Below are 25,662 nucleotides of genomic sequence, written 5' to 3' on the forward strand. Positions count from 1 at the left end.
AAAACCGTTCATTTAAAAGAACGGTTTTTATATGTCTTTTTTTGCAAGTAATCTTTTCGTAATATTACTTTAGCTATATTTTTTTAGATAATTATTTTTTATAAGTACATTATGATTTTAGTGCTATCATTATTTGTATTAAATTTTTGCTTTAATAAATATTTAAATAAAAAGTTCATTTTTCAGAACGATTTTCTCTTAGTATTCTTTTATCATACTGTAGCTTTAAGGTTTTTCGAAAATCTTCTGCTCCTATTTTTTTTAGAAACTTTAGTGTTTCCTGAAGCTGCATTTTCCCCTGTTTTTTATCCGTATAATAATAACAATAAAAAGATTCAGCAAAATTTATAATGACATGACTCATCACATCACCAGGCATAAAAAATTGTTTGGAAATCATCAGAATTTCTTGAGCCTTTTCCTTTTTTCGCTATCAATAAATTTAAAAATTATTTTATAAAAAAAACGATAGATCAGTACACGATAATAGAGATTATTTTCATAGTAGGCTTTATCATAGCGGAGGTCCTCTATGATATTATCAATTATGGAATTGTCGAGCTTATCTCCTATATTTGCCAGAATAGAAAGCTCGAAAAATCCCCAAAATTGAACTCCTTTTAGATAAAATTCTATTTCGTTAAGCTCCTCAATAGTCAACCGTCGGTATAGTCCTCTTGCAGAAAATGCGATTAACTTTTGCTCGTTTGAGCCCTCTTTATTGATTTCGTATATATATTGAAGTTGTTTAATATTTCTTTGATAATAAGCATGCTCAATTTCATCAAAAATCGAAATCTAATTATCCTGCTCGCCATTATTAATCATTAAACTATAGTCTAATGGAGAAACATTCATTTTTTGAAGTGCAAAATCAAGTCGGTCAAAAGAGAGCATGCTTTTACCATTTTCAAAATTTGAGAGGGTTGACTTTGCAATCCCCAGTTCTTCAAAGGCTGAAAGCGAAAACCCATGTTGAATTCTAAGGTCATGGAAGGCTTTCCCGTATTTAAAATATACCATTTAATCTTATTTCAATTAAATTAATTTTTTTAATAGTATATTTCAAATTTAATATTTTTTCAATTATTTTGCATAAAAAAACACTGATAAAATCAGTGAATTTTTTTTATTTACGTTTACGTGCAATCAAATGAACTGGTGTTCCTTCAAAAACAAAGGCTTTACGGATTTGATTTTCAAGGAAACGAAGATATGAGAAGTGCATGAGTTCTTCTTCATTGACAAAAACAACAAAAGTTGGTGGTTTAATCGCTACTTGTGTTGCATAGAAAATCTTCAAACGTTTTCCTTTGTCCGTCGGAGTTGGATTAATCGCTACAGCATCCATAACGACATCATTCAAAACAGAACTTGAAATACGTAAGTTTTGTGCATGATGAATTTCTTTAATCATATCTGGGAGTTTATTCAGACGTTGTCCTGTCTTAGCAGATACATAAACGATTGGTGCATAATCAAGGAATTTGAACTTTGTCCGAATTTCTAATTCAAAGTTTTTCATTGTATCGTTATCTTTCTCAAGAGTATCCCATTTATTGACAACAATCAAAATTCCTTTACCAGCTTCGTGAGCAAATCCAGCGATACGCATATCATATTCGCGAATTCCTTCCTCAGCGTTAATCACCATCAAAACGATATCTGAACGGTCAATGGCACGCATGGCACGCATGACTGAGTATTTTTCAGTATTTTCGTAAATTTTTCCTGATTTACGCATTCCGGCGGTATCAATCATGACAAATTCTTGGTCTTCAGAATCGACAAAGTGTGTGTCAATCGCATCACGAGTTGTTCCTGCAATTGGACTTGCAATTACGCGGTCTTCGCCAAGAATAGCATTAATAAGAGATGATTTCCCAACGTTTGGGCGGCCAATCAAGCTGAACTTGATGACATTCTCATTTTCTTCTTCAATTTCATTAGGAAGATTTTGAACGATTGCATCAAGGACATCCCCTGTCCCAATCCCGTGAACGGCTGAAACAGGATAAGGATCGCCAAGTCCAAGTGAGTAGAAATCAAAGATTTCCATTCGACGTTCTGGGTTATCGACTTTATTGACAACAAGAATAACTGGTTTGTCTGTACGATAAAGAATATTAGCAACGGCTTCATCGGCATCTGTAATACCTGTTTCTCCGTCAACAACAGCGATGATAACATCTGCTTCGGTCATGGCAATTTCAGCTTGCGCACGAATTTCAGTCATGAAAGGTTCGTCTGAAAGTTCAATCCCACCTGTATCGATGATATTGAATTTACGGGTTAACCATTCTCCTGTGGCATAGATACGGTCACGAGTTACACCTGGAATGTCTTCGACAATTGAGATGCGTTCTCCTGCAATACGGTTGAATATCGTTGATTTTCCGACATTTGGACGGCCAACGATGGCTACTGTAGGTAAGCTCATATTTTTATTTCTTTCTTTGTTTACTTATTGGATAAAAAATTATAATAGTGAAGGAGGTTGTAATCCATAGACTATATAATTTTAGATTTGGGTTTCGAGGTTCATTTTAGATAATTTCAATGCCAAACAGGCTAGTAAAAAATGGGGCTTGACTAAGACTTATCTTCATATTTTTAGCGAGTTGAGGTGTAACTTCCATGTGTTCAAATTGATTCGTAGAAAAATCAATTCCTGCAAGTGCTGTTTCCCAAAAATTTGCTGCTTCTAATTGATTTTTTAAAAGCTCCACATTCTTAAAATTACAGGCAGTAAAGAAGGTTTCTTTAGCTTCATTTTCTAAAAAGCGGACTGACTTTAAGGTAGAACCTGAAAAATTTGCATAAGTCATTAGATTTTCTGTAAACTGAAGGTCTTGTAAGTGACTTTCAGTAAAATCAGTTCCTAGCAATTTGCAGGATTTAAAGATTGAGCGATAAATGCCAATTTTATTGAAGTTTAAATTGGAAAAATCACATTTTTCAAAAAGGCAATCTGTAAATTCACTGATCGTATTGTCAGTAAATTCAAAGGTTGTGTTTTTGAAAGAACAACCTGAAAAAATAGTTCTTTGATTGATTGTCAAAGTTTTATCTATAAATTCTGCTTGATAAATTTCTCCATCAATAAAATCTTGACTTGTGGCTACTTGATAGGTGGCTGGAAGTTTTGGTTCTAAGATTTTCTTTAATTTCACAGTAATTTTTTCGCCTTTAAATTTTCTGTTGAAGCTGAAATTTCTGGTTGGCCCCACTGGTCAACAATCCGTTCAGACCATTTGTTTAAGCGTCTATTTCCAGCATATTCTTCTTGAACTTGGTCATATTTTTCAATGGTTTCAGACGTTTGCTTAACATATTTTTCTTTAAAAGCTGTTGCTTCCAAAGGAAGACGTGGTTTTACTTTGTTCAAACGTGCGGCTTTACCGAGTGCAATGCCAAAAATAGGATAAGTATAATCTGGCAAGTTCAAGACTTTAGAAATTTCTGAGGATTGGTCTCGAATTAAGCCAACCATCACCCCGTTGTAGCCTAAAGATTCCGCTGCAAGAAGCGCATTTTGTCCAGCTGTTGCGGCATCAACTGATGTAATCAATAAGCTTTCAATTCCTTGCGGTTGGAAATTACCTTGATGCAATTCGACTGCCTTTTGAGCACGATTTAAATCGCCAACAAAAACTAAATATGCTGCACAATTTTTGATTGATTTTTGTGGTTGAAATTCATAAATCGCATCTTTTTGAGCTTGTGATTCTACAACAATCACAGAATATGATTGGAAATTTTTCCATGTTGATGCCATTTGAGCAGCTTTTAAGATTTTTTCCAAATCTTTAGGCTCAATTGCTTCTTCTGTAAAATTTCTGACCGAAGTGTGATTCATCATTAAATCAATCGTTTCATTTGTTTCAGTCATGACGTCTATTCGTCCCCTCTAATCGCATTTCTTCTGCCAAATATTTCACGCGTTCCATAACACGTTTTGCTGGCCAAATTTCATCAGCTCGCTTGGTTTCGGCTAAATGCTGTTCTAATTCTTCCATTCTTAAATTTGAAGTGAAGAAAGTCGGGAGATTTTCTTGCATGCGATGTTGTAAAATGACTTGTAAAATACTGTCACGAACCCAAGCGTTGTTTTGCTCTGCCCCAATATCATCCAAAACTAAAACTTGGCTGGCTTTTATTTCATTGACCCAGACTTTGGCATTGTCAAAATCTAAATCAGAAATGAAAGTGGGATAATGAAGTAAAGTTGTTGAAATTCCTTTTTTGGCTAATTCGTTTGCCATTGCCGCAAGCATGAAAGATTTCCCAACACCAAAATCTCCATAAAGATAAAGTCCTTTTTTCTTGGGAAAATTAGTAATAAAATCAACTAGGGCTTGGTATGGTTTGATTCTTTGAACATCATCAAGGGCAATATCTGCCAAAGTGACTTGTTTTAAATCTTTTGGAAGTCCAATAATATTCACACGTCGCAAAAGGTTTTGAGCTGCTTGTTGCTGCGCCAATTCATTTGTCGTTTGATATGAAACATCAGCATAGCCGTGATTCATGATTAAAACAGGTTCATAACCATCAGCTGCCCGTTTTTCACCTTTTTCAAATTTTTCATGCTCACGAACGTATTCATAAAACTTGGAGTAAGAGCGTTGAATTTCGTCAGAAGTCATTTGATGTTGGGCAATAAAAGCTTGCACATCAGCATTTTTTAATACTTCTGCGACTAATTTTTCAAAATTTTCACGGATGTCTTGACGTTTCCCTAAGATGTCTCCGATAGATTCCATTAATTTTGCTCTCCTTTCAGTTTTTTGAGAGAGTCAAGCCTTATTTTCTCAAGTTTTGCAAGTTCTTCTTGGCTTGTCTTATTTTCATAATCTGGATTTGACCATTTTGGTGCTTCTTTTTTGATTTTCATTGGTCGTTTTTCTGCTCCAGTTTTTGCTTTAGCAGCAGCTAATTCTTCTCGTTCCAAAATTCGTTTTACCGCTGTTTCAGCTGTAAATACTTCATTTCTCATCCAGTCGTTGGCTAATGCATTTACAAAATTTGGATTTAACGACGCATTTTTTTGCTGTACTAAAACATAGTGAATCAAAATATTTTGGACTTCTGCTGGCAAATTTTGGCGACTTAAATTAGTTAAAAGCTTATGTTCTTCCGAACTGACAAATCCTCCAGCTTGCGCTTTTATCTGTCGGATGAAATCATCTGGTTCATGAGATTTACTGATGACAATCAAATCGGCAAATGCTTTAGGAAAAGCTGAAAGTGCTGGTTGCGGTTGGCTAGCTCCTGAAAGACTTCTCATCAAATTATTCATGTTCAAAGTTTTATCAGCATTGGCTGTTTTTTCTGCTTGCTTGAATAATTCGTACCAATTGAGTTCAAATTTTTCTGCTAGTGAATAGAGCGTTAAGGAGTCTTGATTTTCATTGTTTAAATGATAGCCTTGACGTTCCATAATACTTTTAAAGGCCCCCATTTCAAAACGTTCATTTGTATTTGAAGGGTTTTGTTGAGCTTGTGAGTCAAAACTAACTTTATAAACTTCATGAAATTTCTTGGAAATTTCTTTTCCTTTTGGTTCCATTCTTTTAGCTAAAGCAGCTACTCGATTTTCACCAATTCTTGAAATCAAAAGTTGTCTATAAAAATCATCTGCAAGGAAATTTTCAAAATTTAGCGGACTTTTTACTTCAAAATAAAGACTGGTATGATCATCATAAACACGAACTAATGATAAGCCAGATAATTTATCTAATGCTTCAATAAAAGGATTGAGGCCGAGATTTAGATATTCCAAAAAGTGAGAAATTCTTCCAGTAGAGAAGCTTAGCATTAACTGATAAAGCGCAAAGGCATCCGTGCCAATGATTGGTAAATAGAGCAGACGAAAAGCCTCAGCGTCAAAGCTGGTCTTTCCTCGATTAAGCATTGTAAATGAATCTCCCGCTCTCATTTTTTTCCTCACTTTTTACTGACAGAAAGTTCAGCAAGCTGATCTTTCTTTTATTTGCCGATAAAATGCTCCTTATTCAGTCACTTTTTACTGACAGAAAGTTCAGCAAGCTGATCTTTCTTTTATCTGCCGATAAAATGTTCCTTATTCAGTCACTTTTTACTGACAGAAAGTTCAGCGAGCTGATCTTTCTTTTATTTGCCGATAAAATGCTCCCTATTCAGTCGCTTTTTACTGACAGAAAGTTCAGCGAGCTGATCTTTCTTTTATCTGCCGATAAAATGCTCCCTATTCAGTCGCTTTTTACTGACGGATTTATTTTTTGGTAATATTTTTAAGGAGCTCTTCTAATTCACTGACATCTTTGAATGAACGATAGACGCTGGCAAATCTGATATAGGTGATATCATCCAATTCAGCTAATTCTTGCATCACAAATTCACCAATGACATCTGATTCAACTTCATTACTGTCTAGTTGACGGATTTTTCTTTCAACATTTGCAACTGTTGTTTCAATATCTTCACTTGATACTGGGCGTTTGTATGCTGAACGAACTAAACCACGAACAATTTTTTCACGATTAAAGGGTTCACGTTTGTCATCTTTTTTGATGACTAAAAGGGGCATTTCTTCGATACGTTCAAAGGTTGTGAAGCGAAAACCACATGATTCACAAACACGACGACGGCGAATAGCATCTTCGGCTTGTCTTGAATCAACAACTTTTGATTCTTCAGAAGAACACTTTGGACATCTCATTTTATTCTCCTTAATAGATAATAAATTCTTATTAATTTTACTGACAGAAAATTGGTTTAGACTTTCTTATTCTGTCAGTAATTTTTTTCATTAGTTTTAATGACAGAAAGCAACTTATTTACTTCTTAGGCAAAAATTTTGCTTCTAATCTATAAATTACTTGACCTTTTTGTGAGAATTTTTGCTCATACTCGGTCATTACATTTTGAGGTGCAAATTCTTCGTCTTGGTGTAAATCTAACCAAACTTTTTTAAGTTCCATGCCATAGTTAGCTAAAGAAACTAAAGAATATTCAAACAATCCACGATTATCAGTTTTGAAATGAATTTCACCTTCAGGACGTAAAATCTTTTCATAAGTTGCAAGAAAAGATTTATAAGTCAAACGACGTTTTTCATGACGTCCTTTTGGCCAAGGGTCAGAAAAGTTCAAATAGACTTGGTCAATTTCACCATCAGCAAAATATTCACTCAAAGCAGCTCCATCAACAAGCATCATTTGTACGTTTGGCAAATCTGCTTCAATTACTTTATCTAAAGCATAAGATAAAACTGATAATTGCATATCAATTGCAATGTAATTTATTTCTGGATGAAGAGCTGCCATTCCTGTGATGAAAGCTCCTTTTCCACAACCCACTTCAATATGAATCGGATGATCATTTCCAAAACGTTCTGACCAACGTCCTTTAAAGTCCGCTGGATTTTCAACTACGATATGTGCGTTTTCAGCAAGCATTTCGCCTGCCCCTTTACGATTTCTGACGCGCAATTTTTACCTCAATTTTTTAATTTTTGATAGAAAATCAGCAAAAGTGATCTTCTATTTCTTTATTTTTATTATTCAATTATAAGCCAAAAAATAGGAAGGTCCAAACCCTAGCCTATTTTTACTAAAATAATTCACAAAATTTACGAAGTCCCAAGATTTCTTGATTCACTTCTTTCATTTTTCCTCTAGAAAGATATTCAGAGATTTGGCGAAGAAAAGAAAGTTTTCCATACCAAGCCACTTTATCCATAATATCTGAACGAGGTCTAACACCAGATGTCATCAACCACAAAGACCAGTTATTTGGTTTAATATAATGTGATAAAACATGTGCCATATCAACCATTGAATCTGATAAAAAGACGGTATCCCAATCTACTAAATAAATTTTTCCTGAATTATCATCCACTAACCAATTTTTATGATTGACATCGCCATGAACGACTACGACCTCTTCATTTTTGATTTCGGGAACTTGTTGACGCATTTCTTCAATGATTCCTGACAAAAAATGATTTGTTCGTAAAGCCTCAGTATTTTGGACACAATCCTCTAATAATTGTTCAGGAAGAATAATTTGACTTCCCAACTTCTTATAAGATTCAACCAATTTTTTTGAGTCATGCAAATGTGCTAAAATATGATTAATTTGGCGGTCTTCCATATCCTCAGGACTTAGTGTATGACCGTCAATCCAAGGTTGAGCAGATAAGGTATCGCCTTCAGCCGTACGTTTTGTCCATAAGACTTTTGGCGTGATTCCCTCAAGATAAATACTCGGCAAAAATGGACTGCCGTTTTTTTTAATAAAAACGCGTTCCTGATCACTTTTCCCAAAAAATGCATTGCCAGAGCCACCTTTAACAGGCGTCATATCCCAATCGGCTTTCATCATCCTTATCTCCTCCTTTCCTTTAAAAATCTATTAATCATTATTTGAACCATTTACTTTATTCCTCAAACTTATGCGTTTGGATAGTGAATTAAAATAGTTTGAGTCAAAATGTCAGCATATTGATATGACTCAGTTGTTTTAGGACCACGAGCCGGAATATTTTCAATAATGAAATGTGTTGCATAGGCTTCAATCAAGTTCACTTTATGACGATTTTCGCGTTTACGACCAAATTGTGAAGTAATTTCAATCGTTTCACCCAAGTGTGCTTGAACTTTTTCACGAATGTCAACGATTTTTCCTATTTCTTGATTTTGGTTATCCATTTTTTCCTCCAAATAAGACGTAAAAGTCGGATTTCTCCGAACGCTTACCTTATAAATCTAATTTTATCCTTGATTATATCTCTCTTTTTTGATTAAAAGAATCAAATTTTATAATGTATTCTTTATCGTTCATTTTTATTAATAAAGAGAATTAGACAATTACTCATATTATAACACGAATTAGTCAAAAAAATCTAGTCGCCATATCGGTTATCAATACTTGCGAATTTATTATGCTCTTTAATAAAGAGTAATTCGACTGTTCCACGGCTTCCTGAACGGTTTTTTTCAATAATAACTTCAACTTTATTATCTTCCAGAATCTCTTCACCGTCTTCATCTTCACCAGTTCCACGTTCATAATAGTCATCTCGATAAAGAAATGCGACAATATCGGCATCTTGCTCGATTGACCCAGATTCACGGATATCAGACAAAACTGGTCGTTTATCTTGACGTTGTTCCACTCCACGTGAGAGCTGTGAAAGGGCAATAACAGGAACTTTTAATTCTTTAGCTAAAATTTTTAACTGACGAGAAATTTCAGAAACTTCTTGTTGACGATTTTCTCGACCAGTTCCAGAAATCAATTGTAAGTAGTCAATAACAATCAAACCAAGATTTCCTGTTTCTTGGGCTAATTTTCTTGAACGCGCCCGAATTTCAGAAATCTTTATCCCTGGTGTGTCATCAATATAAATACTTGCTCTTGATAAAGTCCCTGTTGCCATGAAATAATCATTCCATTCTTGGTCATTTAATTGTCCAGTACGTAAGCTGTGTGAATCAATTGAACCTTCGGCAGCAATCATCCGGCTGACAAGACTTTCTGCCCCCATTTCAAGAGAGAAAATTGCAACGGTCCGGTCTTGCTTTGTCCCAATATTTTGAGCAATATTTAAGGCAAAAGCTGTTTTACCAACCGCTGGACGAGCCGCAAGAATAATCAATTCTTCTTCATGAAGACCTGTTGTCATGTTATCTAAAGCGGGATAACCTGTTGCGATACCTGTAATATTAGACTTTTGTTGAGCTTTTTGCTCAAGGTCATCCATATGAATCGCTAGGACATCAGAAATTTTCTTAAAGCCATTTGTATTACGTCCTTGTTGGACGTCAATTAAACTTTTTTCTGCTTGAGCTAAAATATCGTCCGCTGGTGAATCTTGTTCATAAGCTTTTTCGACTGATTCAGTTAGACGATTTATCAGTTGACGGAGTAATGATTTTTCAGCAACAATCTTGGCATAATAGGCCGCATTTGCTGCGGTGGGGGTTGCGGTGGCAAGTTCTGCAATATAAGCAATCCCCCCAATTGCCTCCAGCTCCCCTTGATTTTCAAGATGTGAACGAATGGTTAAGACGTCAATTGCTTCACGAGCATCAGATAATTTTTCCATTGTCCGAAAAATTATCTTATGAGCATTTTTATAGAAATCATCTGAACTTAAAAATTCTTTAATTTCGACTAAGCGTTCGCTATCTAAAAAAACAGCCCCAAGAACGGCCTGCTCAGCGGCTAGGTCTTGAGGCGGGGCTTTTATTAAATCAATTTCGGGCATTTAGTTTAGGCCTCGCTAATTTTGACTTTAACCACGGCTGTCACATCACGGTGAAGTTTAACTGGTACATCTTTTGTTCCCAAAGCTTGAATTTTGTTAATCAATTGAATTTTGCGTTTATCTAACTTGAGATTAAATTGACTTTTAAGGGCTTTTGCGATATCTGCTTTATCTACAGCACCAAAAGTGTGACCTGTTTGTCCAACTTTCATTTTGATTTCAACAACAGTGTCTTCTTTTTCAAGAACTTCTTTAAGGGCTTTTGCTTCTGCTAAAAGTTCTGCTTCTTCTTTTTCCTTAGCTTTGGCTTGACCTTTCACTTCAGAAAGAGCAGCTGCTGTAGCAACTTTTGCCAAATTTTTCTTAATTAAAAAGTTTTGAGCATAACCTGTTGGTACTTCTTTAATTTGACCTTTTTTTCCTTGTCCTTTAACGTCTTCTAAGAATACAACTTTCATTTTTCGTTTTCTCTTTCTTTTAGTATTTCAATTAAATCTTCTTGCACTTCATCGATATATTTTTCATATATTTGGGTTGCAGCATTATTAAAATGTCCACCCCCACCCATTTGCTCCATAATCGTTTGAACATTAAAACCATTTCGAGAACGAGCAGAAATAGAAATATAGCCATTAGTATGTTGTGTAATTGCAAATGCAGCAGTAATCCCTGCCATATCTAGGAGAGTGTCAGCAGCTTTTGCTGTTGCTATATTATCATATTTTTGATGTTTAAGTCCAACTCCTAAAGCAATTCCTGGTAAAACCATTTTTGCATTAAGAACAATTTCATTGGCCTTCTTATATTTATCAAAGTCAGTAGCCATAATCATTTTAATTAAATCGTTATCAGCTCCACGAGAGCGTAGATAAGCTGCTGCTTCAAATGTTCTTTCGGTCGTTGTTTTTGTAAAGTTTTTAGTGTCTAATTCAATACCCGCAAGAACAATACTAGCTTCAATGGTTGACATTTTTCTTTGATTGTTATCATGGAATTGAAGAATTTCGACAGTTAATTCACTAGCAGAGCTTGCTGATGATTCAATATATGACAGAAGTGCATGTTCTGGAAAATCATCATCACGTCTGTGGTGGTCAATGACTACTAATTTCTCAAATGATTTATAGAATTCAAGATTTAAGGTTTGACTTGTTTTTGAATGGTCAACCATGATAAGTAATGAATCTTTTTTCTTCAGTTTTTGGGCAGTTTCTAACTGGACAATATGCGTAAAACCATCAGAAGACTCATTCATTTTATTAATTGCACGCTCAACATCTGGCAATAACTGTTCAGGATCATAAACGACAAAGGCTTCTTTTCCAGACATATTAGCAAATGCCTTCATAGCCACCGCTGCTCCAAGCGCATCCATATCTGTAAAGCGATGTCCTACAATAAAGACATCTTCTGCTTCGGCAATAATTGTCCGAAGTGCTGTTGAAATGGCCCGTGCTCTTGTTCTGCTTTTTTGCGTTCTACTTTCGGAATTACCGCCGAAATAAACAGGACGAGCTTGAGGAGTATTTTCTCTCAGTACAACTTGATCTCCACCACGGACTTGGGCTAATTCAAGATTATTTAGAGCAACTTTACCAATAACTGGAAAATCATTCCAACCATAAGCCACACCAACTGAAAGAGTCAAAGGAATTTCTTTTTGAGATGAAAGTTCTCGAAATTCTTTTAGAACAGAAAATTTATCGTTAATCATTTTTTCAAGAATACGATAATCACAGAAAAAATAATGGCGACTGCTATTAATACGGCGAAGATAAACTCCATATTTGTCAGCAAATTCTTCTAAAAATGAAGCGATAAAACTATTAATAGCTGTTCGACCACTGTCAGTAATTAAATCTGTAGCATCATCATAATTGTCAACAGAAATCGCACCAATAACCGCACGACTGTCATTAAATTCTGATTTAAAAGCAACTTCTTTTGTGGCATCAATTAAATAAATAAGATTCTTATCAGAATCAAGTTCTGCGACATATTTTTGCTTACCAAGGGTGATATATTGGTCATCGCTCGCATTTTTCAATATCTTTTTAATATCGTCACGATTGATAACTTTGTCATTTCCCTTAAAAATCATATCAATGAATGGATTAAACCATTCAGGTTCAAAGGTTTCACTATTAAAACGGATGACCCCAATTGGCATATTATCCAAGGTAGCATTGAGCGAATTTTCTGCTTCATCATTAATTTTACGAATAAAATCTTGACGACGCAATTGATAGTTTTGAGTTTGTGATAGTAAAATGAGTGTAATCGCTATGTTCAAAATCAACAAATAAATCCAAATTGACCAACGTGTTGCTGAAACATGAACAACAACAGTCTCAATGATTTGAACAATAACCATTATGATAATAATAGCAAGCGGTGAAAACCGACGGACAAAATTCATAATATTACTCCTATATTCCTCTATTTTAACATAGGACAGAAAAAACTTAAAGAATCACCGATTTGTCAGTGATTTTTTCTTTTAAAATGTTTATTAAGCCTTTATCATCTATAGTGATGATTCTGTCAGTAATTTTTGAATAGCTGTCAGTGAATCTACCTTTAAGTCAGCCTTCTCTTGATTCATGCCAAAGCGTTTGTCTTCAATTGCCCAAACGGTCGCACCAGCTGCTTCTCCAGCTTGAATTCCTTTTTCAGAATCCTCAATAATTAAAGTTTCAGAAGGTGTTATGCCCAATTTCTTCATTGTTGATTGATAAATTTCTGGATTTGGTTTCGTTTGTTTAAAGTCATTTCCTGAAACCACTACTTCAAAATAAGAATTCAATTGATGAATATCTAACATTTGTTTGATATCAAACATTGACGAACTTGAAGCAAGTGCAATTTTTACTTCTTTTTGACGCAAAAATTCTAAAATATCAGGCACATCAGAAAATAAAAGTTCTGCATAAGGCATCGGATGATTTTCTTTGAATTGCTCATAGTCTTCTTGCAATTCACTCGCTTTTTCTTCATCAAAAGACCCTTGCAAAATTCGTGGCCAAATATCTTTCATATTTCCACCAATAAAATCACTAGGCGTCAAGTGGCTAATAGAAATTCCATGACCGCCAAAAAATTCTTCTCTTCTTTGTAAATAATAACGTTCGGTGTCAACAAGAACACCATCCATATCAAAAATCACTGCTTTAAATTTCATAGAACCATTATAGCACAGTATCTAAGCATGGTTCAATAGACTTCATTATAAAAGTATTTTTATTTTCCATGAAAATTAGTTGATAAGACAACTAATTTGAGATATATTATATTCGACGGAGGAATTTATGGAAGACAATCAATATGAATATCAAGGAATCCAATTTATTGGGAAGCTTTCTTCTGAAATTTATAGAAGAGGTTATATTTATTTCACAAAACGCTTAGTGCCTTTTGACATCAATTATATTCAATTGCTTTGTTTGATTTCTTTATATATCAAAGACAATCAAAGCCAAGAGCAAATTACTGATGATTTAAGTATCGATAAATCTAGTGTTCATCGAGCAATTAAAGGCCTGATTGAAAAAGAATACGTTAGCAGAGTCCGCGATGAAAAAGATAAACGCGTTTATCGTGTCTCATTGACTCAAAAAGCAAGAGACATCCAAACTCAAATTGAAGAAATGACAAAAGAGAGAGAAAACTTGCTATCAGACGGAATTGATCCCCAAGAAAAAGCAATTGCATTTAAAGTATTGAATCAAATGACTCAAAATGCAAATCAAATTTATGAAGAGGAAAAGAAGAAAAATGACAAATAATTTAAAAAGAGCGGTTGTATTAGGCGGTGGCGGACATTTTGGTATCGCTTGGGAACTTGGATATCTTAGAGGTCTAGAAGAAGCTGGGCTGCCCATTAGAGAGGCCGATATTTTTGTTGGAACTTCTGCTGGTTCACAAGCAAGCGTAATTGTTAGCTCAGATAAAGATTGGGATTTAATCTGGAAGGAACAGATTGAAAAAGAGATTAGTGAAATCACTCCCATCTCCGATGAAAAAATGGGAGAGCTTTTCAAAACATTTGAAAACATTGCTAAAAATTCTCATTCAGCCAAAGACTGGATTGCGGCGGAAGCTGAAATTTCTAAGAAAACCCAACCTTTTATCTCTAAGGAGGAACGATTAGCTATGCTTAAAGAACGTTATGGTTCAGGTCAAGCCCGCTGGAACAGCAAATTACGAATCGTTGCAACCAATATTGAGGATATTGAGCGTCAAGTTTTTGATGAAAATTCAAATGTTGATATTCTAGTGGCTTTACAAGCAAGTGGAGCCCTTCAAGGCGTCTGGCCTTCAGTTGAAATCAATGGAAAACATTTTTTTGATGGTGGTTCTTTTTCAATGGAAAATCCAGATGTCGTTGTTGATGCCGACAAGATGCTTGTTCTTTCAACTGGACTGCCTGTCGATGTTCCATATAAATTAGAAGATTTACTCGCTCAATTAGAGAAAAAAGGGACAGAAACCAGCCTGGTTCTTCCCTCTGAAAAAACAATGAATATTTTAAAAGATTTTAACTATAATACGGTGGAAGCAAAAATTCGTCCCTTTGTTGCTCAAGCAGGTCGTGAACAAGGACAAGCTGAGGCTGCTCTGATAAAAGAACGCTGGTTATAATTCATTTCTTTTGAAGACACTAACTTTCAAATTGTCTCTTATCAAATCAAAACTTACATTAACTACTTTTAATGTAAGTTTTTTAAGTATTATCATCAAAATAATTAGTTATTGAATACTGCAGAAAGAAAATAGGCTATAAATGAGTTATTTATTGAAAATTATCTGAAAATTAGCTATAATAAATCAATTTATAATTTAATTTAATCTTGAAGGAAGGTAATATTTAGTGAAAGTTGCAAAATTTGGAGGTTCGTCTCTCGCATCAGCTTCGCAAATCAAAAAAGTTTTTGATATTGTTCAAGCCGATAAACAAAGAAAATTTATTGTGGTTTCTGCACCAGGCAAACGTTCGGGGGCTGATACTAAAGTTACCGATGCTTTGATTGCTTATTATAAAGCTTATAAATCAGCTGATGAAAAAGGAATTCACTATTATCAGAATTGGATTATTGAAAGATTTCGAGAAATCTATGATGAACTTGGCTTAAAAAGTCCAGTCATTAATCAAATCGCAGAAAATATCAACCATTTAGCCCAGTTAGATTTAGATAATGTTTTTACTTATGATACCTTTTTAGCCGCTGGTGAAAATAATAATGCTAAATTAGTCGCAGATTTTTTCAATCATTCTGGCTTACCAAGTCGCTATGTTCATCCCTCAGATGCTGGAATTATGGTTTCATCTGATCCTGGAAATGCTCGATTGCTTGGTGGAGCTTATGAACATATTAAATATCTTAATGAACTTGAAGAAACATTAATCATCCCTGGTTTTTTTGGAATCACAAAAGAGGGGGAGGTTTGCACTTTTTCCCGTGGTGGTTCTGATATTACTGGCTCAATTATTGCTGCTGGTGTGCGAGCTGAACTCTATGAAAACTTTACTGATGTGAATGGAATTTTCGCTGCTCACCCTGGCATCGTTAAGAATCCAGCTTATATCTCTGAATTAACTTACCGTGAAATGCGAGAACTTGCTTATTCTGGTTTTTCTGTTTTACATGACGAAGCACTCGTTCCTGCCTATCGTGCCCATGTTCCTTTGGTCATCAAGAATACAAATAACCCTGATCATCCCGGAACAAAAATTGTTGTTCAAAGAGAGACTAAAGGCTCACCTGTCGTTGGAATTGCTTCATCTAGTGCCTTCTCTTCTCTTTATGTCAGTAAATATCTGATGAACCGTGAAGTTGGATTCGGCCGAAAAGTCCTTTCTGTATTGGAAAATTTAGGAGTTCGTTTTGAGCATATGCCAACTGGTATTGATGACATGTCTATCATTATTCGCAGCCGCTATCTAACTCAACCTATTTCAAAAGCCCTTATTTCTAATCTTACAGAATCGCTCCATCCGGATGAAGTCTATATTGACCGTGATTTCTCTATTATCACCATTGTTGGTGAAGATATGAAAGAACACGTTGGGGTTACCGCTAGAGCAACGGCAGCACTTTCTAAACAGGGCATTTCAATCGCTATGCTTTCGCAAGGTTCAAGCGAAGTTTCCGTCATGTTTATTGTCAAAGAAAAATACGAAAAAGAAGCTCTAAAAGCGATTTATTCAGCCTTTTTTGACTAAAATATGTTAATAAAAAACAGCTCTAAGAGCTGTTTTTTATTCTTCTATTTTTTCGACTTTTTCAAGTGTCTCATTGGAATTACCACGACTGCTAAAATTATTTAATAAGTCAGGGACGTCAATTCCCATTGTTCCTAAGACATCAAGGCCTTGTTTAAGGCTTTCTTGTGACATTCCGAGAATTTTTGACGAGCCTTCTCCACCATAAATATTAATAGAATCAACAGCTTGAAGATTACTTGATACACTAGCAACAACTTCTGGCAGAATTTCAAGTGCCATGTTCAATTTAGCCGCATCATTCATTTTTTGCATTGCTTCGGCTTTTTTATCAATTGCTTCGGCTTCGGCAAGCCCTTTAAGGCGAATCGCTTCGGCTTCAGCTTTACCAGTTGCTTCAATAGCTGTAGCTTCGGCCATTGCTGTTACTTCACGTTGTTTAGCAGTGGCTTTGGCTGTAGCTTCAATAGCGGCTGCTTCAGCCTGTGCTCTCACTTCGCGTTCACGCGCATCGGCTTCGGCTTTAGCAATTTGTGCAGCCTTGGCAGCTTCAGCAGCTTTTACGACATTGGCTTCATTTTCTTGTGCTTTACGGAGAACTTCTTGGGTTTCTAAGTCAGTTTCTCTTTGCTTTTTAATCAATTCAACTTGCATTTCAGCTTCAGTTGTTTCTTTTTTAGAAATTGCTTCTTGAATCGCGTAAGCTTGGTCAGCAGAGGCTTGGGCTTGGTCAGCTTGAGCTTTTGCTTCAGCAGCAGCAATTGATTGTTCTTGCTCATAGTGAGCTAAACTGATTGCTTTTTCCTTTTGGGCATTGGCAACTTGAGTTGCGGCAAGTGCTTCAGCTTTTTGGGCATCTTGATCAGCCGCTGCTTTTTGAATACGTGTTTCCTTGTCGGCATTTGCAACAGCAATCGCTGCTTCTTGTTGAACACGCGCTACTTCTTTAGCACCTAATGCTTTGATGTAGTTTTGGTCATCACGAATGTCATTAATAACGAATGAAACGATTGAAAGTCCCATTTTTGAGAGGTCAGTCCCTGCTTGACCTTGAACTTCAGCTGAAAACTTATTACGGTCTTCGATTAGTTCAGATACTGTCATTGTTCCAACAATCGCCCGAAGATGTCCACGAAGCACTTGGTCAGCCATTGCGTCACGTTGTTCATCTCTTTTACCTAAAAATTGCTCAGCAGCTGTCGCAATATCTTGCAAAGTAGAACCTACTTTAATCATAGCTGTGGCTTCAACCGTTACTGGAATTTTATCTTTCGAGAGAACTTTTTCCGTTTTAATATCGATTGCAGCAGATTGTAAGCTGAGGTATCTCGCATTTTGGAAGATTGGTAAAACAAAGGTACCAGAACCACGAACCACTTTTAATCGATTCCCTTGTGAGTCTTTATTGACACCTTTTGAACCTAGGCCTGAACCATAAACGATAAGGGCCGCTTGAGGTCCTGATTTTTTGTAGTTTGCAGCGATAATTCCTAATAGAATTAAGATGATAACAATCACCACAATTGCCAAAATATAAAGTAGTGGCATAATGTCTCCTTTGTATAATAAATTTTATTTATTTGAGCAATTTTTAGGTTCTCTATTGCTAATAAATCGTTTGTTGATAAGGAATAACGTAAGCAATTCCTGCTTTACTCTCAATAATCAGAACTTGTGCTCCTGATTCAATTTGCTCGATATTGTCCTTATTTGGTAGATAAATTTTTGCAGGCATTGTTTTACGTGATTCATTGACAAAGGTCGTCATAACTTCACCAGTCGCCTCTTTTGAACTGATGGCTGTTGTCAAAATTCCTGTCAATAAATCTTTTTCATCCGCATTATACTTTTGATCGGACATTTTGTTAAAAAATGCCATTCCTGGGAGTAATAAGATTGTTAAAAAGATGATGAGTACAATGATAATCAAAGTAATGATAATAAATAGCATCCCTTATTCTCCTTGAAAGCCTTTTGTTACGCTTTCTTAATATTATACCATTTTATGAAGAAGCTTATCAGTAAAAAATTGTTATTTTCTTATTTATTTTCGTGTTTTTTAGCGGCTACTCTTTTTTGTCGTTCTAGTTCTTTTTTTATTTTTCCTTCTGGAGCAAATTTTTCTTCCCAATCTTCTGGTTTTAAGACTTTGTGTGTAATCGGGTCAAAGTGTGGACGTCCATCTGGAAAAATTTTCCCCATATTTGCTCGATGAACAGCATTGAAAATTTCATAAGGATCAATTCCTGAAAGGACAAGCGAGCCATAAGTGAAATAGAGCAAATCAATCATAGCATCTACTTGGCCAGTCAAGCTGTCTTCATTATGCTCTTTTAAAGTCACTTTATTTGCTGCCTTATCGACGGCTTGGTGTAAATTATTCACAAGTTCTGTAAATTTCTCTTGGTTACCGTCGGCAGAGGCGTAAAGAAATTCGACAATTTCTTCGACTTTGAAATCAGCCCGGAAACTTGCTTCTGTTGGCGAAAAGGCTTTAGGAATTTCTTGTGTTTTTCCGTCCATTAATCGGTGGAAATCTTTTACTTTATTGAAGTTTTGGTCTTTAGAAACAAAGTCCTTTTCAACAGAATAATGAATTAAGCCATAGTAAGCTAATGCTTTGGCGATTCCATCTTGATTATTGGTATCTGTAATATAAGTCGCAATCTTTTTCACTTCTGGTACAGCATTGCCCATCGCAATCCCATAACCAACTCCAGAAATCATCGTCAAATCATTTTCCGAATCGCCAAAACACATGACTTGGTCTAAAGTAAAGCCATAGTGTTCTCCTAATCTTTGAATTCCTGGTAATTTTCCTCCTGATTTTGAAATTAAGTCAACAGAATAAGGATTGCTTCGTGTCACCAGTAATTCTGGAAATGCCTCCTGTAGGCGAGCCGTTTCGTTTCTTGTTGCAACCATCATCGCCTGATAAATTACTTCTTCTTCATTATCAGCTAAATTTGAATTTTGCGGTAAAACTCTGCGAATAATGTGTTTAAAACTGTTTCTTGCCACCCCGGAAGTACCTGAGGGCAAAACGCCTGACAAAAAACTGGCTAAACGTGTCTCGCCAAATTTTAAAAGGCCAGAGCCATTTACACCGTGGGCTGTTCCCAAAGAGATGTCAGAATGGTTTTCAGTGGCATAATTTATCAGGTTTTTTAAGGATTTTTGTTCTAAAGGATTTTGGAAAATCACTTCTTTTGGTGTGAAAATATACTGACCGTTGTAACTTACAGCAAAGTCTAAATCTAAATCTTCTAATAATGGCATGACAAAAGCTGGGCCTCGCCCGGTGGCAATCCCGACAAAAATATCTTTTTGACGTAGCTCTTGTATTGCTTTACGAGTACTTGTTGCTACTCCTCGTGTTGAAGTAAACAGGGTTCCATCTAAATCAAAAAATACTGCTTTTATATCCATCTCTCAAATCTTTTCTAGCTTTGGCAAAGCTTTCATTTATTAACTAAATTATACAGTAATTTTAATTCTATTTCATTTATTAGTTATTTTTTTCTGGACTAAATTTTGATATAATGCTAATGCTGGCTTTTATTCGGAGTCTTTAAATTTAAATATTTAATTATTGTTTATTATAGATAGATAAGGAAATAATGATGAAAAAAATCTTAATTCTCCACACTGGTGGAACAATTTCGATGGCGGAAGATGAAAATGGTCATGTTTCCCCAAATGCAGTCAATCCAATGAATGCTGTGAGCATGCAGTTTGATGAAGTAAACTTAGTGACAGAGGATATTTTTAACTTACCTAGTCCACATGTCACTTTATCAGATATGTTGGTTTTGAAAAATCGAATCAAAACAGCTTTTATTGCTGAGGATTTTGATGGAGTGGTCATTACACATGGAACTGACACACTTGAAGAAACAGCTTTTTTCCTTGACACTACTCTTTCGCGTGGTAAACCAATTGTTTTAACTGGTGCCATGCGCTCAAGTAATGAATTAGGAACTGACGGAATTTATAATTTACTGATAGCTATTCGCGTCGCTGCTGACAGTAATTCAAGTGACCGTGGCGTACTTGTTGTTATGAATGACGAGATTCATTCTGCTCGTTATGTCACTAAAACACACACGACTAATGTTTCAACTTTTCAAACACCTACACATGGTCCTGTCGGTTTACTGACAAAAAATAAAATTATTTATTTCCATAAAGATAGTGAAAATCAACATTTAGATGTTGCAACTGTTCATGGAAAAGTGCCAATTGTCAAAGCATTTGCTGGGATGACTGGGGAAATTTTAGATTTACTCAATTTGGAACAACTAGACGGTCTTGTCATTGAAGCATTAGGTGCGGGAAATCTCCCACCTATTGCTAGTCAATCGCTTCAAAGATTACTAGATGCTAAGGTTCCTGTCGTTCTTGTTTCTCGTTGTTTTAACGGAATTGCTGAACCTGTCTATTCCTATCAAGGCGGTGGTTCACAACTTTATGAAGCAGGCGTGATGTTTGCTGATGAAGTCAATTCTCAAAAAGCGCGTATTAAATTGATTATTGCATTGAATGCTGGCTTGAAAGATTTATCAGAATTACGACCTTTCTTGGAGAATTAAAAAAAATTACTGACAAAAAAGAATCATCAGCTGACTGATGATTCTTTCTTTTACTGATTTAAAGCTCATTAATCAATCGCTACTGACAGAATTATCAGCTGACTGACAATTCCTTTATTTACCGATTTAAAGCTCATTAGACAATCGCTTTAAACTGTCGGTATTTTTTGTTTTTGACTGAGAAATTATTTTCGTCAGTAAATTTATTTTAAATTATCTTGCAATTCTTGCCAAATTTGTTGATTTTCTTCTAAAGAATAAGAATTAGCTCCGGAAGCTAGTGCATGGCCTCCGCCATCATGTCTTTTAGCAATTTCATTAATTGGCTTTACTTTTGAACGCATTCTTACTCGGAAATGTCCATCGGCTTGTTCCACAAATATTGCCCAAGATTCAATTCCTCGAATATTTCCCGGTGTAGAAACAATACTTGAAGTTTCTGCGTCACGTAAATCAAATTTTTTCAAAATTTCTTGAGTTAATAAAACACGTGCAGCTCCTTTTTCTGAAACTTCCATATTTTCATAAACAAATCCTTGTAAGCGAGCAACTTTCATATCAAATGACGACATTTCTCGTCCTAAAGCTGGACGGTCAAATGGAAATTCTGCTAATTTTGAAGCTACTTTTAAGGTATTCGGCGAAGTGGCTGGATACAAGAAACGTCCAGTATCTCCAATAATTCCCGCATAAAGGAGGCGGGCGGCTTCTGCATTCAATTTAAGACCTGTTTCAAAGGCAAAATCGGCAACAATTTCTGATGCTGAGCTACGTTCAGGCTCCACTAGCAACAAATCTCCATAAGCATCATCATTTGGATGGTGGTCAATTTTAATTAGAAAATCAGCATTTTTGTAGCGGTCATCGTCAATTCGTGGTGTGTTTGCTGTGTCACAAACAATAGAAAGATATTTTTCATCTTCTCTAAGTTCGACCAAATCCATTTCAGCTAAATAGGTTAAGGTTGGTTCGTCATAACCAACTGCATAAATTCTTTTTTCGGGGAAATTTTCTCTCAAAATTGCTCGAAGTCCTGCTTGAGAACCAATGGCGTCTGGGTCTGGATTTTTATGTCTGTGAATGAGAATAAGCTCATAGGCTTTTATTTTTTCTAAAATTTCGTTCATTTTTTCCTCTTCTATTTTTTATGTTAATTGTACATTGACTAGAACTTTAGCTACGATGTTATTGACATGATAAATTTCACAATCAACCATTGCACCAATTCGTGTTTCTCCAATCACCTTTGGATAAATCTCTAGCACATTGTCAATAGCGGCAGCTCCCATCATATGCATATTTAATGCTTCAATGATGATATTCCGTCGTCTTTTTTTGGCAAAAACACGTTGAACAACTTGCGTAATAAGTTCTGCAAAAACACCATTAGCGATTGTTCCCACGCTATTTATCATAAATGGTTCGACCGTCACGGTGTAGGCTGAGCCTTTTTCTACCAAAGAATTAGCAATATTATCACTGAAAGTGTGAGCCACCTGACTTTCTTCCTGTGCTTTTTGTAAGCTTTGGAGAAGGTCTGATTTGGTAATAATTCCTGCGTAAGTATAATTTTCGTAAACGACAGGCATCATATCATAGCCTTCATAAATCATCTTTTGTGAAACGCTCGCCACTGTCATACTCGCTCTTGCAACATTAGCTCTTGTCATTACTTTATTGAGCGGAGTATCGTTTTTCTTATTTGTAACATCCCGCATGGCAACTACACCCACAACAACATTGTAAGTGTTGACGACGGCAAAACGACTGTCATTCGTTTTTTTAACTAAATCTAAAAAATCTTTGACTGTATCTTCTTCCCGTAAGGTTGCCCTTTTTTGATGAAAGACATCTCCGATCGTAATAATATCTTTTTTGATAAGTTCATTGGCCAAAGCGTGACTAATACGATTGGCAACGGTAAAGGTATCATAGGATGTCCGTAAAAGAGGAATTCCTAATTGATTAGCATAGTTGACAACTTCTTGGTCCACGTCAAAGCCCCCAGTAACTAAAACAGCATTCTGCTCTCTGAGGGCTAGATTTTGAATCTCTTTTCGGTCACCAACGATAACTAGACCATTGGGCGAGAGGTAGCGCTTGAAGGATTCTCTTTGCATGGCTGAAATGACAAATTTGCTGAATTCGACTTCTAATCCAGCAAGTCCACCTAAAACATCAGCATTAGCTATTTCTGCAAGTTTACCAAAGGTTAATCGATTGGCTACTTTTTGTCCTTTAACTGCCACTCTAACGGTTCCAGAACGGTCATTTACGGCTACCAAACCTAGTATTTCTGCTTCTTTGATTGCGCGATATGCCGTTCCGTCAGCGACTTTCATTCGATTGGCAATCCCACGTACACTGACTTGTTTACCAATTTCCAAACCTTCAATATAATTTAATATTTCTTCGTGCTTTGACATAAAACTTCAAATTTCCCCAATCTCTGAATTTTTTTGATAAATTTCATCGTCACTTTTTCCAAGTTCATATTGTTCAAAATCTCTAATTTTTTTGCTGTATTGATTCGTCCCTTTAAATTTTTTAACTAAGTGATAGCCTGATTTAAGGGCAACTTTTTTAGACGGAACATTTTCTTTATCAATCAATAAAATCAACTTTTTAAGTCCAAATTGTTCAAAAGAAAATTCTGTCAGTACTTTTAATGCTTCTGTCAGTAACCCTTGATTCCAATAATTTTGATTTAAAACATAACCAATTTCCGCAGACTGATTTTTATCAGAAATTTTCACAAAATGAATATCTCCAATCAGCCGATGTTCAGATTTCAACTCAATTGCCCATTTCCCTAAAGGACTTTTCATATAATCGTTAGCAATTGAAAAACGTGTTTCTGAAAGTGACAGATGCGGGGCAAAAACAAATTTTAGATTTTCAGGATTACCTGAATAGTCAAACATGTCCTCAGCGTCTTTTAAATCAAAGGGACGCAAAAGCAATCGCTTTGTTTCAATAATGCTAAACTCAGCTAATTTGACATAAATATTCATGGCACTCCTTTTTGAATGTTTTCATGATTTTAATTATATCATAGTTTTTAACACTAAATTTAATCATTAAGACCTGATAAAAATACAAGCCTATCTGTAAGTGCTAAAGCGCCAACAGCTACGCTTTGACGAAGCGAGTCTTCGCAACTACATCGCTGGCACGGCAGTGAAGATACGAACAATGAGGATTATGACCGAACGAAGCGGGAACGATAATTTTCCGCTGAGTGAGTAATAAGGTATCTAGGAAGGGCACCATAGTGGCTTCTGTCTGCGCGTTCACGCTTTAGCGTGTTATAAGCAGTGATACTTATATCAGAAAGTCTATGAAAAATGAATGAAGATTTGTAATTTTAGGGCTCATTATTCCTCTACTATGCTGAGCTATGTTATAATTTTTTTGGTAGAAAAAATGAATTATATAAAAATCAATTTAAAATTAAATAACCCCTTAGCTTTCTGGGCAAACTTTTCAGAAAGTGAGCGTTTCTTTTGGTTTGAACCTCAAAAAGAAACTTTTGTTATTGGCTGTGAGCGTTTGAAAGCCATTGACCTTGAACATGATAAGTTTTCTGACTATCCCTATCTCTTTCATAGTCAGACTTTTTTTGATGACATTAAAGGAGAACTTTGGGAAAATTTCGGTGGCGAAACCATTGCTTTTAAACATTATTTCGTTGTCAATAAGGAAAATTCTTACACCCTCACTTGTGATAGCCCACGAGAAATTCCTGAAATCACTATTCCAAAATTTAAGCATCAACTCACTGAAAAAGCTTCTGATTTTTCGGCTTGGCAAGAACTTTTTTATGCCATTCAAAAAAATTTTGCTGACGGAAAAAGTCGAAAAATTGTCGCTTCAAGAGAACTTGAATTTACAAGTCAAACCTCTTTTGAACTCGAAAGTATCATCCAAAATTTATTAGATAATAATCCAAATGCTTTTATTTTTGCTTATCAAAAAGGAAAAAGAATTTTCCTTGGAGCATCGCCCGAAATTTTAGTTCAAAAAGAAAATGACCAACTCCTTAGTTATGCCTTAGCTGGAACTTTTCCAAAAACAATGGAAAATGCGGGGCAAAAATTGCTGACAGACCCCAAAAATCTTTTAGAGCATGATATTGTTGTCCAAAAAATAAAAAGAAATCTGCTTGAAAAAGCTGAGACAGTAACGGTTGGAACAACCGAATTAATGGAGTTGAAAAATGTTTATCATCTTCGGACAATTTTAAGTGCTAAAAATTCTGAGCTTTCACTTATTGATTGGACAAAACAGCTTCATCCAACACCTGCTCTTGGAGGAGAGCCTCGTCATGAGGCCCTCGAATTCCTCAGAAAGCATGAAAATCATAAGCGAGGACTATATGCTGCACCTCTTGGCTTAATTGACAGCAAAGGAAATGGCACAATGATTGTCGGGATTCGTTCGGCTTTGATTGTGGACAAGAAACTTTATGCTTATGCAGGGTGTGGAATTATCCCTTCTTCCGATGCTTTAGAAGAATTTAGAGAAACCAAGGTAAAATTAAAAACCATTTTAGAAGCTTTGTAACTTTTTAAAATATTTTACGATTT

At 35.6% G+C, this 25,662-nt stretch carries 27 protein-coding genes; 5 read left to right on the forward strand and 22 right to left on the reverse strand.

Features of this window, described 5'->3' with window-relative positions:
- Window positions 1-175 precede the first annotated feature (175 nt).
- The 16 genes from PYW37_RS08940 to PYW37_RS09015 form a co-directional block, all read right to left on the reverse strand.
- Complete coding sequence (locus PYW37_RS08940; protein WP_023188872.1) at window positions 176-400, reverse strand: hypothetical protein; 225 nt, start codon at window positions 398-400, stop codon at window positions 176-178.
- A complete protein-coding gene (locus PYW37_RS08945) occupies window positions 400-798 on the reverse strand; it encodes an Rgg family transcriptional regulator (protein ID WP_311317949.1) in 399 nt (132 codons plus the stop codon). Before PYW37_RS08945 ends, PYW37_RS08940 begins: the two co-directional genes overlap by 1 nt.
- Window positions 799-1,023: a helix-turn-helix domain-containing protein gene (locus tag PYW37_RS08950; RefSeq protein WP_232238881.1), complete on the reverse strand. Its 225-nt coding sequence runs from the start codon at window positions 1,021-1,023 to the stop codon at window positions 799-801.
- A gap of 106 nt (window positions 1,024-1,129) precedes the next feature.
- Complete coding sequence (gene der / locus PYW37_RS08955; RefSeq protein ID WP_025016737.1) at window positions 1,130-2,440, reverse strand: ribosome biogenesis GTPase Der; 1,311 nt, start codon at window positions 2,438-2,440, stop codon at window positions 1,130-1,132.
- 106 nt (window positions 2,441-2,546) lie between these two features.
- On the reverse strand, window positions 2,547-3,173 hold the full coding sequence (locus PYW37_RS08960) for a pentapeptide repeat-containing protein (RefSeq protein ID WP_025016738.1): 627 nt from the start codon (window positions 3,171-3,173) through the stop codon (window positions 2,547-2,549).
- A complete protein-coding gene (locus PYW37_RS08965; protein WP_023188875.1) occupies window positions 3,170-3,892 on the reverse strand; it encodes an NADPH-dependent oxidoreductase in 723 nt (240 codons plus the stop codon). Before PYW37_RS08965 ends, PYW37_RS08960 begins: the two co-directional genes overlap by 4 nt.
- On the reverse strand, window positions 3,885-4,766 hold the full coding sequence (gene dnaI / locus PYW37_RS08970; protein WP_015426075.1) for a primosomal protein DnaI: 882 nt from the start codon (window positions 4,764-4,766) through the stop codon (window positions 3,885-3,887). The genes PYW37_RS08965 and dnaI overlap by 8 nt, the downstream gene beginning before the upstream one ends.
- Window positions 4,766-5,941 carry a DnaD domain protein gene (locus PYW37_RS08975; protein ID WP_025016739.1) on the reverse strand — a complete coding sequence of 392 codons (1,176 nt, stop codon included), beginning with the start codon at window positions 5,939-5,941 and terminating at the stop codon, window positions 4,766-4,768. Before PYW37_RS08975 ends, dnaI begins: the two co-directional genes overlap by 1 nt.
- Before the next feature lie 315 nt (window positions 5,942-6,256).
- Window positions 6,257-6,703, reverse strand: a complete 447-nt coding sequence (gene nrdR / locus PYW37_RS08980) for a transcriptional regulator NrdR (protein WP_003132469.1) — start codon at window positions 6,701-6,703, stop codon at window positions 6,257-6,259.
- Window positions 6,704-6,821: 118 nt separating this feature from the next.
- Window positions 6,822-7,475, reverse strand: a complete 654-nt coding sequence (gene trmB / locus PYW37_RS08985) for a tRNA (guanosine(46)-N7)-methyltransferase TrmB (protein WP_025016741.1) — start codon at window positions 7,473-7,475, stop codon at window positions 6,822-6,824.
- Between the two features lie 121 nt (window positions 7,476-7,596).
- On the reverse strand, window positions 7,597-8,370 hold the full coding sequence (locus tag PYW37_RS08990) for a phosphotransferase family protein (protein ID WP_003132467.1): 774 nt from the start codon (window positions 8,368-8,370) through the stop codon (window positions 7,597-7,599).
- Between the two features lie 68 nt (window positions 8,371-8,438).
- Window positions 8,439-8,696 carry a Veg family protein gene (locus PYW37_RS08995; RefSeq protein ID WP_010905542.1) on the reverse strand — a complete coding sequence of 86 codons (258 nt, stop codon included), beginning with the start codon at window positions 8,694-8,696 and terminating at the stop codon, window positions 8,439-8,441.
- Window positions 8,697-8,890: 194 nt separating this feature from the next.
- The gene (gene dnaB / locus PYW37_RS09000) at window positions 8,891-10,258 is read right to left on the reverse strand and encodes a replicative DNA helicase (RefSeq protein WP_003132465.1); all 1,368 of its coding nucleotides are present in this window, start codon (window positions 10,256-10,258) and stop codon (window positions 8,891-8,893) included.
- A 5-nt stretch (window positions 10,259-10,263) separates the two neighbouring features.
- Entirely contained in the window at window positions 10,264-10,716 is a 453-nt protein-coding gene (gene rplI / locus PYW37_RS09005; RefSeq protein ID WP_003132464.1) for a 50S ribosomal protein L9, read from the reverse strand.
- Entirely contained in the window at window positions 10,713-12,677 is a 1,965-nt protein-coding gene (locus PYW37_RS09010; RefSeq protein ID WP_003132463.1) for a DHH family phosphoesterase, read from the reverse strand. The genes rplI and PYW37_RS09010 overlap by 4 nt, the downstream gene beginning before the upstream one ends.
- 108 nt (window positions 12,678-12,785) lie before the next feature.
- Window positions 12,786-13,439 carry an HAD family hydrolase gene (locus PYW37_RS09015; RefSeq protein ID WP_023188879.1) on the reverse strand — a complete coding sequence of 218 codons (654 nt, stop codon included), beginning with the start codon at window positions 13,437-13,439 and terminating at the stop codon, window positions 12,786-12,788.
- A gap of 127 nt (window positions 13,440-13,566) precedes the next feature.
- On the opposite strand from PYW37_RS09015, the gene PYW37_RS09020 reads away from it, so the two are divergent.
- The 3 genes from PYW37_RS09020 to PYW37_RS09030 all read left to right on the forward strand — a co-directional run bounded on the left by PYW37_RS09020 (window position 13,567) and on the right by PYW37_RS09030 (window position 16,481).
- Complete coding sequence (locus tag PYW37_RS09020; protein ID WP_025016742.1) at window positions 13,567-14,043, forward strand: MarR family winged helix-turn-helix transcriptional regulator; 477 nt, start codon at window positions 13,567-13,569, stop codon at window positions 14,041-14,043.
- A complete protein-coding gene (locus PYW37_RS09025) occupies window positions 14,033-14,899 on the forward strand; it encodes a patatin-like phospholipase family protein (protein ID WP_023188881.1) in 867 nt (288 codons plus the stop codon). The genes PYW37_RS09020 and PYW37_RS09025 overlap by 11 nt, the downstream gene beginning before the upstream one ends.
- Before the next feature lie 229 nt (window positions 14,900-15,128).
- Complete coding sequence (locus PYW37_RS09030; protein WP_003132457.1) at window positions 15,129-16,481, forward strand: aspartate kinase; 1,353 nt, start codon at window positions 15,129-15,131, stop codon at window positions 16,479-16,481.
- Between the two features lie 36 nt (window positions 16,482-16,517).
- Here the strand turns inward: PYW37_RS09030 and PYW37_RS09035 are convergent, their stop codons facing one another.
- From PYW37_RS09035 to PYW37_RS09045, 3 genes are all read right to left on the reverse strand, one after another.
- Window positions 16,518-18,029, reverse strand: coding sequence for a flotillin family protein (locus tag PYW37_RS09035; RefSeq protein WP_010905537.1), 1,512 nt, complete (start codon window positions 18,027-18,029; stop codon window positions 16,518-16,520).
- 58 nt (window positions 18,030-18,087) lie between these two features.
- The gene (locus tag PYW37_RS09040; protein ID WP_003132455.1) at window positions 18,088-18,432 is read right to left on the reverse strand and encodes a hypothetical protein; all 345 of its coding nucleotides are present in this window, start codon (window positions 18,430-18,432) and stop codon (window positions 18,088-18,090) included.
- Between the two features lie 89 nt (window positions 18,433-18,521).
- Entirely contained in the window at window positions 18,522-19,910 is a 1,389-nt protein-coding gene (locus PYW37_RS09045) for a Cof-type HAD-IIB family hydrolase (RefSeq protein WP_012897434.1), read from the reverse strand.
- Window positions 19,911-20,101: 191 nt separating this feature from the next.
- Between PYW37_RS09045 and PYW37_RS09050 the strand changes: the two genes are divergently transcribed.
- Window positions 20,102-21,073 (forward strand): asparaginase, encoded by a 972-nt coding sequence (locus PYW37_RS09050; RefSeq protein WP_074453799.1) that lies wholly within the window; start codon window positions 20,102-20,104, stop codon window positions 21,071-21,073.
- A gap of 203 nt (window positions 21,074-21,276) precedes the next feature.
- Here the strand turns inward: PYW37_RS09050 and PYW37_RS09055 are convergent, their stop codons facing one another.
- From PYW37_RS09055 to PYW37_RS09065, 3 genes are read right to left on the reverse strand one after another with little or no spacing between them, the layout of a single operon-like run.
- Window positions 21,277-22,200: a DHH family phosphoesterase gene (locus PYW37_RS09055; RefSeq protein ID WP_023188883.1), complete on the reverse strand. Its 924-nt coding sequence runs from the start codon at window positions 22,198-22,200 to the stop codon at window positions 21,277-21,279.
- An 18-nt stretch (window positions 22,201-22,218) separates the two neighbouring features.
- Window positions 22,219-23,499 (reverse strand): DRTGG domain-containing protein, encoded by a 1,281-nt coding sequence (locus PYW37_RS09060; RefSeq protein ID WP_044009627.1) that lies wholly within the window; start codon window positions 23,497-23,499, stop codon window positions 22,219-22,221.
- 6 nt (window positions 23,500-23,505) lie between these two features.
- Window positions 23,506-24,087 (reverse strand): GNAT family N-acetyltransferase, encoded by a 582-nt coding sequence (locus tag PYW37_RS09065; RefSeq protein WP_003132449.1) that lies wholly within the window; start codon window positions 24,085-24,087, stop codon window positions 23,506-23,508.
- Window positions 24,088-24,499: 412 nt separating this feature from the next.
- On the opposite strand from PYW37_RS09065, the gene PYW37_RS09070 reads away from it, so the two are divergent.
- Window positions 24,500-25,639, forward strand: a complete 1,140-nt coding sequence (locus tag PYW37_RS09070) for an isochorismate synthase (protein WP_025016744.1) — start codon at window positions 24,500-24,502, stop codon at window positions 25,637-25,639.
- Window positions 25,640-25,662: the final 23 nt, after the last annotated feature.

This window comes from Lactococcus lactis, assembly GCF_029023865.1.
GTDB lineage: Bacteria > Bacillota > Bacilli > Lactobacillales > Streptococcaceae > Lactococcus > Lactococcus lactis.